The following is a 13,493-nucleotide window of genomic DNA, read 5'->3' on the forward strand; positions in this document are numbered from 1 at the left end:
AAACTCCTTGACGGCAACGCTGCACAGCTCGGGCGCCAGATTCTTGACCAAGCCCAATTCTTCAACGCCGCCCACGCCCAGTGCTGGCAGCATCCGCAGCGCCCGCCCCTGCCCCGCCGCTAACGCTCAGCACTATCTTCTGGTGCTCGGTAGAGGGCGGGGCGGGTAATCCCGAAGGCGCGAGCCACCAATGCTTTCGACTCACCCGCCGCGATACGCTTCCGCGCGTCTACGACTTGCTCGGGTGTCAGGGCGCGCTTGCGGCCTGTGTACTTGCCGGTCTTTTCGCCAAGGCGATACCTTCGGCCTGGCGCTCACGGATGATTGCGCGCTCAGACTCGGCAAACGACCCCAAAATTCCCAGCATCAAATCTGCGCGTGGGTCGCTGTTTCCCTTCGAAAACGAGAGATGCTCGTGCAGAAAGGTCACGGTTACGCCTTTGTCGGTGAGTTCGTCCACCAGGGCACGCAGATCTGTCAGCGAGCGGGCGAGACGGTCAATGGATGAGACAACGAGTTCGTCCCCGTCGCGCAGGTAGGTCATGCACTCGGTAAGCCCTGGGCGCAGGGCGCGGGTGCGTCCGGAAATCTTGTCCTCAAAGATGCGGTCAATGATTCCTGAGGCGTGGAGTTGTTCGCGTTGCTGGTTGTCGTTTTGTTCCACCGTGGAGACACGGATGTAGCCGACCCGGTGACCATTCGACGCCACAGTCGCCTACTCGCCTTTCAATTCTTGAGGTTACCCTCAGCCTGACGCCACACCCTCGCCGTAGCCTTCGACACCCCAAACTCCTTGAAGATCACCGTCATCAGACGCGCATCATGCAGATACGCCTCCACATACTGCTCACGTAGTTTCTCTTTACCCGACATCTACACAACCTCCCAGCTGCATAGATGCATTCACCACCTGAACTCGCCTGCGATGTGAAGCGAAGGTTTGGCAACTAGGGCAGTTTTGGTGTCTGGGCTTTAGTCCCGCCGGCTCCTGAGGTGGGCCGGGGGCAGATTAGCTGCTGCGCTTGATGGTTGCTGCGACCTCGCCTGGCAGGGCATGACCTTCGCGAGCGATATCGACTCCAGCGACCTGCTTAGCCGTCGGGCACACCACCGGGGTGATGAGGTTGACGCCGCGCTCGCGCAGCCTCTGTGCCTCCACCGCGATGATCGGCGTGCCGGCAGTGACGGTATCGCCCTTCTTGGCCAGGGCCGTGAAGCCTTCGCCCTTGAGCTCCACGGTGTCGATGCCGATGTGAATGAGCAGGTCTAGCCCGTCCGCTGTCTTCATGCCGAAGGCGTGGCGCGTCTTGAAGACCATGGTGATGGTGCCGTCTACGGGGGCGCAGACGTCGAAGGCATCGACGGCATCAGGCATAACCGCGAAACCTTCGCCCACCATGCCCTGCGCAAAGGAAGCATCCGGAACCTGGGAGAGCTCAACAACCTCACCCGCGAACGGGGCGCGTACGTCGACGTTCGCGTTATCGCTGCTGACGCGATTAGCGGAAGCGGCGCTGGCAGGTACGCTGGCTCCAGCGCCCGCGGCACCTGCGACACTTGCAGCACCAGCCGTAGACAGGGCCGGAGAGCCGTGGCGCAGCTGGTGGCTCACCTCGTCGTACATGAACTGTACGGCTGGGCCCACGATGACCTGGACGCTCTTCTCGGATGGGTGGATAACGCCGGAGACGGCGGCGCGTTTGATCAGGGAGTCGTCGACAAGCGCGCGGTCCTTGACGCCCACGCGCAGGCGCGTGGTGCAGTAGTCCAGGGAGTCGATGTTGTCCTTGCCGCCGAGGCCCTCGATGATGCGGGCGGCATCGGCTGCGGTCTTGTCATCGCCCGTAGCGGAATCCGCCGCGTCCTCGGCCTCATCCTCGCCGCGGCCCGGGGTCTTGAGGTTCAGCCAGCCGATGAGGAAGTAGAAGATAACGAAGTAGAGGAAGAAGAAGCCCACGCCCATAACCAGCAGCATGTACCACTTATTGGCCAGCGGGTTCTGCGAGGAAAGCAGCATATCCACGAAGCCCGCGGAGAAACCGAAGCCGGCGGTCCACTCCATGGCGGAGGCAATGAAGACGGACAGGCCCATCAGCAGCGCGTGCACCACGTAGAGCAGCGGAGCGACGAACATGAAGGAGAACTCCAGCGGCTCGGTCACGCCGGTGAAGAAGGAGGCCAGGGCACCAGCGGCCATGAGCGAGCCGACGACCTTGCGCTTCTTCTTATCCGCACGCAGGTACATGGCGAGTGCTGCACCCGGCAGGCCGAACATCATGACCGGGAAGAAGCCCGCCTGGTAACGGCCCACGACGCCCTCGACCGTACACTGGCCGTTGGCCCAGATACCCGGGCAATCGGCGGCAGAGGTCGCGGCCGCGGCGGCGTCGATGGTGGCCTGGCCGGCCTGGAAGTTACCGATGTCATTGATACCGATGACGTCGAACCAGAAGACGGAGTTCAGAGCATGGTGCAGGCCGGTCGGGATGAGCAGGCGGTTGGCCACGCCGTAGATGCCGGCACCCGCCGCGCCCAGGCCCTGGATGGACGTACCGAAGTTGAACAGCGCGTTGTAGATGAACGGCCACACGAAATAAAGGATGCCGGAGACAACCATGGCAAAGATTGCGGTCAGGATCGGCACCAATCGGCGACCAGAGAAGAAGGCGAGGAAGTCCGGCAGCTTGGTGCCGTGGAAACGGTTGTACACCCAGGCTGCCATGATGCCGGCGAGGATGCCGAAGAGGACGTTGCCGCCGCCCACGGCATTCCAGCCTTCCGCGGCCCATTCGAGCGCCTCATCGCCGGTCAGCGCGGTGGGATCTTCGATACCACGGTAGCCGGCGACGGCCTCTGGCCCCAGCAGCTTCATGAACGTGGCGAAAGCCAAGAAACCAGAAAGAGCTGCGGCGCCGTTGGAATCCTTGGCTAGGCCGAAGGAAATCGCGATGGCGAAAATCCAGCCCAGGTTAGCCAGCACCGCATCACCGGAGCTGATGAGCAGCTGGGCGGCGAGGTTATCCGGGCCGGCGGCGCTGGAGATCCAGTAACCAACACCGCAGAGGATCGCCGCGACGGGCAGCACCGCCACGGCGCCCATGAGCGCTTTTCCGAGCCGCTGTAGCGGCCCCATGACATCTATTTTCATGTCTGAAATGTCCTTTCGAGTAGAAGTGAAGGTTGGAATGAGAAAAAGAAGCTTTAACGCAGGCGGTTCTGGTCCGCGAAGAGGTAGTACTCGCGGTCCTCCAAGCGGGCAGCGGCGGCTTCATCCACAATCACCGTGGCGTGCTGGTGCAGCTGCAACACCGAGCCAGGACAGCGCGCTGAAAGCGGGCCCTCGACCATCGCGTGCACCGCGTTGGCTTTGTTGCTGCCGGTGGCGATGAGGAGCAGGTGGCGGGCCTCAGCGATCGTCCCCAAGCCCTGCGTGAGTGCGTGGCGCGGAACCTCTTCGACAGTGTCGAAGAAGCGGGAGTTATCCTTCACGGTCTGCGGGTGCAGCGCCACCACACGAGTGCGCGACGTCAGGGAACTCGACGGTTCGTTAAAGCCGATGTGGCCGTTCGCGCCAATACCGAGCAACTGGACATCGACACCACCGGCATTTCGGATGGCCTGGTCATAGGCGGCGCTGGCTGCCACGGGGTCGGCGGCGTTGCCTTCTGGACTCTTGACCAAGGCATCATCGAAATCGACGTGGCTGGTGAAGTCACGGCGGATGGTGGCGTAGTAGGACTGCTCGTGTTCGGGGTCAAGGCCAAGGTACTCGTCGAGAAGAAAAGCCCGGCTGCCGGCGAAGCTCACCTCGCCGCGCTCATGGCGGGCGATGAGCTCCTTGTAGGTAGCCACCGGGGTGGAGCCCGTGGCTAGACCTAGGGTGGCGGATTTGTTGGCGTAGCCTGCGAGGATATCGGCAGCCGCGGCGGCGACCTCGGCGGGGGTGGAGCGAATGAGGATGTCCATAATCTGCCTTCCTGATGTGAGTGAGAGTCTTGTTTAAAAGTTTATAAATTCAGTGCCACCGACAATGACGCGCACCGGTTCCAGTTGAGCATTGAGGCCCACCAGGTTGGCGCACGCGCCGACCGCGATGCGGCCTAGATCTTTGCGCCCCAGCACATCCGCGGCCGTGGTGGAGGTAAAACGAACTGCTTCCCCGAGGCCGTGGCGCTCGGCGAAGCTGGCGAATTGCTGGGACAAAGTAGAGGTACCGCCCGCGATGGCGCCGCTGGGCACGCGTGCTACTCCCCCGCTCACCGTGACGGGAAGGGAGCCTAGCTCATAAGCACCATCGGCCATGCCGGCGGCCGCCATGGCATCCGTCACCGCGAAGGCGCGGGGGTTGTGAGCCATGTCCACGGCGCCGTCAACAAGATGCACGCCATCTGCGATGAGCTCGACGGACACATCCCCCGCCTTCGCCGCTGCGAGCAAGGCAGCCACAGGGCCCGGCGCGCGGTGGTGGATGGAGGGCATGGCATTAAACAGGTGCGTGCCGGTCACGGTGACGCCGAGTTCCTTGGCCATAGCGATAACGTTCAGCGTGGTGTCGTAATCGGCCTCGGTATGCCCCAGGCTGGCAATGATGCCGTGCTCCGCGCAGGCTTCAAGCAGCTTGTCGACGTTCTCCGTCTCCGGCGCAAAGGTAATCGAACACAGGTGGCCGCGGGCCGCGGCGATGACCGCGCGGAAGAAGTCCGGGTCACCGGGCACGATGCGCGAAGGGTCCTGCGCGCCGCACTTGGCCGCCGCGATGAAGGGGCCTTCCATGTGGATGCCGGCGATTTCGCCCTCCTCAGCCAGCTGAGCCAAAAGCTCCGCCCGGGCGCACAGCTCTTCTTGTGTGCCGGAGACCAAGCTGGCCAGCAGCGTCGTGGTGCCGTGTGCGCGGTGGAAGCGGGCGGCGGCCAGGCACTGCTCGTAGTCGCCGTTGGGGAATCCCCCGCCGTTGCCGCCGTGGTTGTGCAGGTCCACGAAGCCGGGCACCCACAGCAACGCATTCGGGTCCCCGGCGCGCCAGGCGGCCTCGGCTTGGGGGACAGAGCCAAGCTTTATGCCCTCAATACTCTCCCCGAACGTGACGGCCCCGGCGCGCAGCTCGAAGTTTTCATCGATATAGAGGCCCTCGACGTGGCCTTTCGCCTCTGTCTGCATGACTCATTCGATTCTGTTTGTACGGGCTGGCAAAGCACAGCCCAATTGACAATTCACTTGAAATTTATCAGGGCTACCAATTTTTGTGAACCGCACTTCCTCCGTAGGGTGTGTGAGCGCAGATGCCTTCTAACGTGTTAGGTACACCGCGTGGTATGCCGAAAGGCCCCGTGAGTTACCAGCCGCGGGTGGCCACTCGGTCCCAAAGCGCGTTGCGAGCTAGCTCACCGGCGCCCGCTGGTGAGGTGCCAACGAACACGTCTCGCGCATCAGGATCGTCAGCAAGAATGTAGCGGAACCACGCGGTGGCATAACCGTCCCCGAGCTCTAAAACGTCCTTGTGGTCCGCACCCAGGCGGCGGGCATTGACTGCCGGACCACCAGCTGATTCATAGCTCTCCTGCAGGTCTTTCCACGGGCTGACAAACCAGCGGTCCGAACGGCCATCACTCGTCATCAGGAAAAGCGGTTCCTCTACGTCGGCTGTGTTGTAGTCCCAGTCATTGGACCGCGCCACTTTGTGGGAGGCCGGGCTCGCCGCATACACGGCTGCTACCTCCACTTGTGCCGCAGCGTTGATGGCACCCGCGCCGCCCTGCGAGTGCCCGAAAATACCGACCCGTGACCGGTCCACACGGGAATCCAGTTCCGGCAATCGCTCAATTAAGTGCACAACATTCTCCCCTGTTCCGGTGTGGGGAGTCTCATCGCCGACGACCACGAAGCCCCAACTAGCCAGGTGTTCCGCCACGGGTAGATAGCTGCTCAACGGCGTGTTCGTGCCATTAGCCATGACCACCGCCGGAAGCGGTCCCGCCCCCGTCGGTGCCGCGATGGTCACGTCGCCGTCGCGCTGCACGTCGACTGCGTGCGGCCCCTCGTCCGCGAACGACGCTTCCAGCGGGCCACCTGTCTCAGCGCTGTATCCGGCAGCCACGCCGTCATCACCGGTCACGCTGTCTGCATCGACCCACTGCATGAATCCCACAAACCCGACAAACGCCACCACAATCACGGCCACCACGGCAATCATGCCAACCACAAGCTTTTTCATGCCCTACATTGTGTTTCCCACAAGCGTGAAAGGCACTAGCGCTAGCACTACTTTTTCCTATACACCGTGCATGACCTGCCTCCGCTTGAAGTGGAGGCATACAGGTCTAGAGGGGTGCCAAAGTAATGCCGCAATTCATCGGGCAGATCGCTTCCTGCCCCAGCTACACCCTTGCGATATGAGACACACATCATTATCTTGCTGAATATAACCGTCATCACATATGGGAGAAATAATGGTTATCTCCGAATCGCTTTCCGAAGTAGTCACAGTAGGACGTTCAGGTCCGTCCAGCGGTCAGGGCAACGAAACAGTTGCAGCCTAAATGCATCCCCCTAGAAACAGTGGTGGCAAAGGGTTTTTATCTATCTACACCTTGACCGCCACATATTTTTTATTGTCAGTGTGCGGGTCAATGACCAGCCTCTCGATCTCACTCCACTTCGCCGAACTCAACAAGGGCGAATTGTTGGTGGCAAGCATCTTCATCTCGGGTACTTGCGCTCAAGTTTTTGCAGTCCCCTTTCTGACCCCACTCTTCAACAAATTCAACAGCTATCACATTGCGCTTGCTGCACTTTTCTTAGATCTTCTGGGCTTGTTATCAATGGCGGCCTATCCAGAGCCATTGATCCTCATTCTTGGAAACCTCGTCACCGCATGCTTAAGCGGCCTGTCAATTCCATCCATTTTCACCATCGCTGATTCTCAGGTCGGCGAAGGACAGCAGGCGAAAGCCTTCTCCCTCTTAGATACAGCCCGCCTTTGCGGCGGATTCCTGGGCCCGCCTCTAGGCGGATTACTACTGGACCAAAGAAACCTGCAGACAGCGCTTTTCGTTGAAGCCTGCGCTGTTGGACTCTCGCTGCTTGCTTTTTATTTCCTTTATAAATCCTCGCCCCAGAAAACACTGCTTCATCCAGAAACCAAAGACTCTTCACCAAGTTTTCTCCACAAGGTCCTCGAAGCACCTTCTCTTTTGCTAAAGAATAGAAGCGCTCGGTCCGCGTTAACCAGCATTTGGGGAGCAATTATCTGCACCTCGATTTTCAACGTTTCGCTTGTCTTCTATGCGACAAAGACCCTCCACGTAAGCGGTACGTTATATGCCATCATTGCCCAAGCATTTATCGTGGGCCGCATCTTTGGCGCACGGCTTTCAGCTCGCCTTCACTCACAGAACGCCGAGAAGGTCCTGACCGGGGCAGGATTCGCTATGGGGTGCTTCATTGCTTTACCTGGACTATTTCCCTCGCTGTGGCTCTGTATTCCATGCTTCTTTCTTGGCGGAGTCTGCAATGCCGCTCAGGTAGCCGCACTACGAATAGTCGTTGTCGGATCCGTACCTGATGAAGTGAAACCCAAAGCCCTTTCTACGATGGGTTCAATTAACAGCTCCGCAATGCTTATTGGATACATCATCGGAGCACCTGTTGTAAGTGCCATTGGCCCAGCCGCGGCCCTTGTCGTATCAGGGTTCGGCACCTCTATCCTCACTGCGGGGCCAACGCTGAAGGCCACCATGTACGGTGCCTCCGGTAACCAAGACAACGACATCAAATAGCATTTAATTCTGCAGTAAATCTACTTCGTCAGTTATCCGGAGATATAGCAAAAATGTAGCCATGACTACCGGCACACCACGGAACGAAACTATCCTCTATCCCGCAACGGTAGAGTTGACGCCATTTAGCCCATCTGACCCCACAACTCACACGGAGCTATCCTCATGGCCCACTTTTCTGCACGCCAGCTCAAGCGCTTCATGGGATTCTGGCCGCCCTTTTTAGGCGCTGGCATCAAGGTCCAAGAATTCGCTGATGACGGCACCCGCGTCGTTGTCAGCCACAGGCCGAATATGCTGACCAAGAACGCCATGGGCGTGGCCTTCGGCGGCACGCTCTCCGCCATGACGGATCCATTCTTCATGCTCGCCTCCATGCACCGTCTGGGCAAGGAGTACCGCATTTGGGATGCCGCTGGTGAGATTAAGTATCTCAAACCCGGCCGCGGCACGGTCACCGCCGATATGCGCATCCCCGAGGAGACCTACGCGCTCATCAAGGAGAAGACGGCCAACGGCGAGAAGTACCTGCATTGGTTCGACGTGGACATCCTTGATGAGGAAGGCGACGTCGTCGCCCATGTGCGCCGCCAGGTGTACTACCGGCGCAAGCAGAAATAAGCAGCGAGTGCGAAAGCCTGCGCGTCGTCGCAGATGCTGGGGTTACCGGAGTATGTCCCAAAAATTCTGGCGCCGAGTTTGCCTGGTAGTTTGATTCCATTTTGTCCACACCGGGAAGTTATGTGTTGTGGAAGGCCTCGCGCCCGATTATGCTTGAGACACAACGTCAACCCGAGAAGGATAAAGCTGGGTTCCCGAATGGGAGTAGGGCTTCGGCCTGAGAATTCCTTTGCTCCGAGGGTTGGCGTTTTTACTTTGCTTTCGCCTTGGCCTGCAAGGCATCAATACACGTCCCTGGCTCTTTTTCGAGTTGTGCAACGATAAACTCGATTGCTCGCTGAGAGTATGTCCAGGATGAATTGGGTTCTCCAGCGGTGCTGCGATCGTGTGCGTACCTGTCATCCTCTTTAAATTGGAATACCTTATTGAAGAGATTGAAGTGCCACCGGTTGAATAACTTTTCCTCGCCTCGGAAGTAAATAGTGGTTTTCGACTTCCTTAACCTGTTTCGTACCTCTTTTACTGCATTACCAACTGTGTAAGGGTAATAGGAGGCAGCGTCTCGGATGTCTTTAACGATGGTGACGCCGGCTTCCGCATCTTTGTCGACATAGACGTTAAGATCGGCATCCTTCGCTTTCTTGACGATGCGCAGGTTTGTCTCGTAGATGACGGCAGCAGAACCCCCTTCTCCGGTTCCTGCCGCGTCGGCGGCTAGCTGACTCATCTTGAGAAGCTTCTCTGCGACATGAGGCTCATACTTCGTCCGAATCACGTCGGGGTCAATTGCACCGCGGCGCACGGCCAACGTCAAGTGATTCTCCGGTATTAAATCGCTAACGGATTCGCCATGAAGATCGAGGAGCTTATCTGCATAATTCATGACAGATTTTTGCAGGAACGGTCCGATGAAAATCTCATATTCATCAGTAATGAAGTGAGTATTAACATTACGGAAGCGAATGATTTCCGCCATGTTGATGCGCAGGGGATCTTTTTCATTCGTGAAAATCTTCTTGAGACAGTCTGCTAGAGCAATTGTCTTTCCAGATTCGTCCGAGTAATAGATCGACTCGATTCCCTGCTCTCGGACCAGGTACGCCTTGAGCATTAACTCCCATGCGTTGCAGAGAAAAATTGAACAGGTCTCCGCGTGGTATTTCAACGTTGGCCTGTTGTACAGCTCCACTGCAAGAGCAAAAGCTTCCTTACTCTTCTCTAGGAGCCTCTCAATGATCTCTTCCTGTCCCTTATCCACAAAGGACCATTCTAACTTCTGCTCCCGATTCACTTCTTCGGTGTTCTCAGCCTGTGCCCTGTCTACGCTCGGTAATAGCGCGGACAATCTGGGCCGATTTAGTAGCCGGTGACGATAGGAAAATACCCCAGCTGGAACACTGTTCTAGCTGAGGCTTAATGGAGCCGCCTGCGAGAATCGAACTCGCGACCTTCTCATTACGAGTGAGATGCTCTACCGACTGAGCTAAGGCGGCACGGTGCCGTGTGTATATGCACCGCGTGAGAGTTTAGCCTAGGCCGGGGCTGAGAAAGAAATCGGGCTACCACCTGCAGTGCCCTCGCAGCACACGTGCAGGTTAGCGCGCACCGCAGGCCAGGCGCAGGCGGCCCACCATGCCATCGAAAGCCACCTGCGGAGTGACGTTCTGCGGCAGCTGCTCGCGGCAGGTGCGGATAGCGGCCTGGGCAGCCAGCAGGCCGTCTTCGCTCACGCGCTGGGCAAGTTCGCCGGCCAGGCCCGCGAAATCCGGGTGGGTCATCTCCACCTCGGCGCCGACTTTGAGCATGAGCGCATCGCGGTAGATGCCGGCGAGATCCACCAAGGCGATGTCGAGGCCGTCGGCGATGCGTCGTTTAGCGCGCTTCTTGTGGAGCTCCTCCATATCCTTCAGGGCACTGCGGGCGTCGCGCTGCGCCTTCGTCGCGCCCTTGCCCTTGGCGCCAACGCCGAAGGATTGCTCAATCTTGGAGCGCTCCGCCTCCTCCGCCGCCGCGTGGGAGTCCTTGGCTTCCTTCTCAATGAACTTCAGCAGCGCTGTGACGGATTGAAAGGCCTGGGAGCCGTGGAAGACATCCTCAGCCAGGTTGATGGCCATGGCGCGGCGCTTCTGCGCGGCAGGTTCGTTGACCAGGTGTCGCGCACGGCCCACGTGGCGCAGGGTGGTCACGGCGGCCAGGCGGGCGTCATCCTCGCTGGCGCCTTCGGCGACGAGCTGCTTGACGACGCCTTCCACACTCGGCGCCGGGATATAAAGGTGACGGCAGCGCGAGCGCAGCGTGACCGAGAAGTCCTCCGGGTCCTCCGAGGGCGCGACCATAATGATGACGGTGCGCTCCGGGGGCTCCTCCACGGTCTTCAGCAGCGCGTTGGCGGCCTCGTTGCGCAGGCGGTCGGCCTTGTTGAAGATCACTACCCGCCACGGCGCCACGCTCGGCAGGCTGGCTGCGCGCCCGATGACCTCACGGGCCTCACCCACGGTGATGAACTGCTCCTGCGGGTCCACGTAGACCAAGTCGGTGTGCTCTTGATTGTCCAGGACGCTCTGGCAGGAGGGGCAGCGCCCACAGCCGGGGTTGCCGTTCTCGTCGGCGGACGTACACATGAGCGCCGCGGCGAAGCACTGCGCGGCCAGCGAACGTCCGGCACCCGGGGGCCCGGTGAATAGCCAGGAGTGGCTCATCGCCCGAGAGTCGCCCTCACCCCGCGCCGCGCGGGCAGCACTGAGGATGGTGTGGGAGACGGAGGGGGCGTCGGCAAGCCTTTCGGCAACGCTGGAGGTGTTCACTCGCCCTAGCCTACTGGGATAACTAGAGTTGTTAATCATGAACAGACTGATGCGTGGCGCCCGCTGGTTATGGGGTACTCAATGGCCGATGTACGCCGCGCTCGTCCTTGGAGCCAATATCATCGGCGCCATTGCGATCATGACCTTCGTGGTCTTCTTTCTCCCCATGCCGGAGATCTCCGATTTCATCGCCCACACGCCCCATCTGTGGACCTACGGCACGCTGTTCGTGACCTTTGCGGTCATCATCGGCATAGCGGTAACACTGCGGCTGTTCAGGCCGGTGTTGGACTGGCAGCGCAATCCTGATGACCATGACCCCAACATGGTGCGCAACCTGGTCCTGCGCATCCCGCTCCTCCAGGCCGGTGTGGCCGCGGGCGTGTGGCTGCTGGGCATCATCTTGGCGGTGGTGCTGGCAGGCCAGCACTCGGCGCGGTTGGCCGTCGTAGTCGGTGTTTCTGCTGCATTGGCCGGCGGCCTCATCGTGCTGTTGACGTACTTGCAGGCAGAGCGCCTCGTGCGCCCCGTGGCTGCGGAGGCCGTGGCCCGGCGCTTTGAGGATTCCACCCTGGAGCCGCCGATTAAGTACCGTCTGCTTTCCACGTGGCTCATGACCTCCGGCATCCCGCTCATCGGCATCATCCTGGTGCACCTGGGCCAGAAGATGGGGATGTTCACCGCCGATACCGCCGATATCATCCCCGCCATCATCGCGCTGAGCATCACGGCGCTGGGCACGGGACTTATCGGCACCATGTTCGCCATGATGAGTGTGGTGGACCCCATCCTGGAGCTACAGGACGCCATCAACCGCGTGCGCCGCGGCGAGAACGACGTCCAGGTGGATATCTACGACGGCTCCGAGCTCGGCGTGCTCCAGGCCGGCTTCAACGAGATGATGCGCGGCCTGCGTGAGCGCCAGCGCGTGCGCGATATCTTCGGCCGCTATGTCGGCACTGAAGTGGCACAGCGCGCCTTGGAGGAACGCCCGGAGCTAGGCGGCGAGGACCGCAAGGTGGCGGTGCTGTTTATCGACGTCATTGGGTCCACCACCTTCGCCGTCAACCACACCCCGGAGGAGGTCGTGGAGGAGCTCAACAAGTTCTTCGAGCACGTCGTTGAGGTGGTGCACCGCAATAAGGGCATCATCAACAAGTTCCAGGGTGATGCTGCTCTGGCCGTGTTCGGTGCCCCACTGACGGTCTACGATGCCAACTCCATGGCCCTGCAGGCCGCCCGCGAACTGCGCCAGGAGCTGCGCGGGCTGCGGCTGCAGGCGGGCATCGGCGTGGCCGCGGGCCACGTGGTGGCCGGCCACATTGGTGGTGCGGACCGTTTCGAGTACACCGTTATCGGTGATGCCGTCAATGAGGCCGCACGCCTGACCGAGCTGGCCAAGGACACCCCGGGCCAAGTGCTCACCAACTCTGCCACGCTGCGCGGAGCCAACGAGGCCGAGCAAGCCCGCTGGACGCTGATGAAGTCCATTGAGCTGCGCGGGCGTCGCCGCATGACGCAACTGGCGCGCCCGATTCGCCCGACCTTGGCGGAACGCGCTCTCGGATAAATAAGTTTTTGTGGTTCTGGTAGCTTGGGGCCATGCTCCAACAGCCATATCAGCCCCTTCCGACACGCCAGACGTCGAGTCCTCGCCTCCTCGTCCCCGACGTCGCCCGCGGCATGGCCCTGCTGGGCATCGCGCTGGCTAATGTCTGCACCGCGTGGATTATGAACGACGGCGATGGCCCCGATGCTTATTTCGGCGGCGTCGAGACCGTTGCGGACAAAATCTACGTGGTCTTTTCCGCCATGTTCATCCACGTGCGCGGCCTGCCGATGTTCTCCACGCTCTTAGGTTTCGGCGTGGGGCTTATCGCGATGAGCTTGTGGCGGCGCGGCTTCCCACTTCGCCGCGCGCGAACGGTGATTGCAAAGCGCTACGGGTTCTTGGCTCTGTTCGGAGCACTTCACTGCCTCTTCCTGTTTATGGGCGACATCATGATGCTGTATGGAGCCATAGGCATACTCATCGCGCTGCTACTCCCTGTGACCGACAAGACTCTCATGCGCGTGGCCTATGTACTCTTCGGTTTCCAAGTACTCGCCGGCATTGGCATCGGTGTGGCCGCAGCATTCATCGACACCTCGAATTTCAATATCGGCGGTGTCCCCTCAACAGAGAGCTACGTGGGGCTCGTGGGCGAGCAAGCTTTTGCTCTCCTCGCCCACGCTGTGTCCCTCCCCTTTACCGGCGTTACAGCCCTGCCGCTCATGCTCGTGGGTTTCGTGT

The 13,493-nt window shown here is 60.2% G+C and carries 12 protein-coding genes and 1 tRNA gene; 4 read left to right on the forward strand and 9 right to left on the reverse strand.

What is annotated here, in order from left to right; genetic code table 11:
- Window positions 1-119 precede the first annotated feature (119 nt).
- From RDN59_RS12310 to RDN59_RS09150, 6 genes are all read right to left on the reverse strand, one after another.
- On the reverse strand, window positions 120-251 hold the full coding sequence (locus tag RDN59_RS12310) for a hypothetical protein (protein WP_374044602.1): 132 nt from the start codon (window positions 249-251) through the stop codon (window positions 120-122).
- Window positions 248-709 (reverse strand): recombinase family protein, encoded by a 462-nt coding sequence (locus RDN59_RS09130; protein ID WP_374044600.1) that lies wholly within the window; start codon window positions 707-709, stop codon window positions 248-250. Before RDN59_RS09130 ends, RDN59_RS12310 begins: the two co-directional genes overlap by 4 nt.
- A 300-nt stretch (window positions 710-1,009) precedes the next feature.
- Window positions 1,010-3,148 carry an N-acetylglucosamine-specific PTS transporter subunit IIBC gene (gene nagE, locus RDN59_RS09135; protein WP_308607565.1) on the reverse strand — a complete coding sequence of 713 codons (2,139 nt, stop codon included), beginning with the start codon at window positions 3,146-3,148 and terminating at the stop codon, window positions 1,010-1,012.
- Between the two features lie 53 nt (window positions 3,149-3,201).
- Window positions 3,202-3,966, reverse strand: coding sequence for a glucosamine-6-phosphate deaminase (gene nagB, locus RDN59_RS09140; protein ID WP_308607566.1), 765 nt, complete (start codon window positions 3,964-3,966; stop codon window positions 3,202-3,204).
- Between the two features lie 33 nt (window positions 3,967-3,999).
- A complete protein-coding gene (locus RDN59_RS09145; protein WP_308607567.1) occupies window positions 4,000-5,157 on the reverse strand; it encodes an amidohydrolase family protein in 1,158 nt (385 codons plus the stop codon).
- A gap of 175 nt (window positions 5,158-5,332) precedes the next feature.
- Window positions 5,333-6,211: a hypothetical protein gene (locus RDN59_RS09150; protein ID WP_308607568.1), complete on the reverse strand. Its 879-nt coding sequence runs from the start codon at window positions 6,209-6,211 to the stop codon at window positions 5,333-5,335.
- Window positions 6,212-6,536: 325 nt separating this feature from the next.
- Between RDN59_RS09150 and RDN59_RS09155 the strand changes: the two genes are divergently transcribed.
- Both RDN59_RS09155 and RDN59_RS09160 read left to right on the forward strand, forming a co-directional pair.
- Complete coding sequence (locus RDN59_RS09155) at window positions 6,537-7,775, forward strand: MFS transporter (RefSeq protein ID WP_308607569.1); 1,239 nt, start codon at window positions 6,537-6,539, stop codon at window positions 7,773-7,775.
- A gap of 165 nt (window positions 7,776-7,940) precedes the next feature.
- Window positions 7,941-8,396 carry a DUF4442 domain-containing protein gene (locus RDN59_RS09160; protein WP_308607570.1) on the forward strand — a complete coding sequence of 152 codons (456 nt, stop codon included), beginning with the start codon at window positions 7,941-7,943 and terminating at the stop codon, window positions 8,394-8,396.
- Between the two features lie 250 nt (window positions 8,397-8,646).
- Here RDN59_RS09160 and RDN59_RS09165 read toward each other — a convergent pair whose 3' ends face one another.
- The 3 genes from RDN59_RS09165 to RDN59_RS09175 all read right to left on the reverse strand — a co-directional run bounded on the left by RDN59_RS09165 (window position 8,647) and on the right by RDN59_RS09175 (window position 11,239).
- Window positions 8,647-9,654, reverse strand: coding sequence for a DUF3644 domain-containing protein (locus RDN59_RS09165; protein ID WP_308607571.1), 1,008 nt, complete (start codon window positions 9,652-9,654; stop codon window positions 8,647-8,649).
- A 159-nt stretch (window positions 9,655-9,813) separates the two neighbouring features.
- Window positions 9,814-9,889 (reverse strand) — tRNA-Thr (locus tag RDN59_RS09170).
- Window positions 9,890-9,991: 102 nt separating this feature from the next.
- Window positions 9,992-11,239, reverse strand: a complete 1,248-nt coding sequence (locus RDN59_RS09175; protein WP_308607572.1) for a DNA polymerase III subunit delta' — start codon at window positions 11,237-11,239, stop codon at window positions 9,992-9,994.
- Between RDN59_RS09175 and RDN59_RS09180 the strand changes: the two genes are divergently transcribed.
- Window positions 11,238-12,770 carry an adenylate/guanylate cyclase domain-containing protein gene (locus RDN59_RS09180; protein ID WP_308607573.1) on the forward strand — a complete coding sequence of 511 codons (1,533 nt, stop codon included), beginning with the start codon at window positions 11,238-11,240 and terminating at the stop codon, window positions 12,768-12,770. The two genes, RDN59_RS09175 and RDN59_RS09180, sit on opposite strands and share 2 nt — an antisense overlap.
- Window positions 12,771-12,802: 32 nt before the next feature.
- Window positions 12,803-13,493: DUF418 domain-containing protein (locus RDN59_RS09185; protein WP_374044601.1), on the forward strand; the 691-nt coding region annotated here is incomplete at its 3' end.

Source organism: uncultured Corynebacterium sp. (genome assembly GCF_902489365.1).
GTDB lineage: Bacteria > Actinomycetota > Actinomycetes > Mycobacteriales > Mycobacteriaceae > Corynebacterium.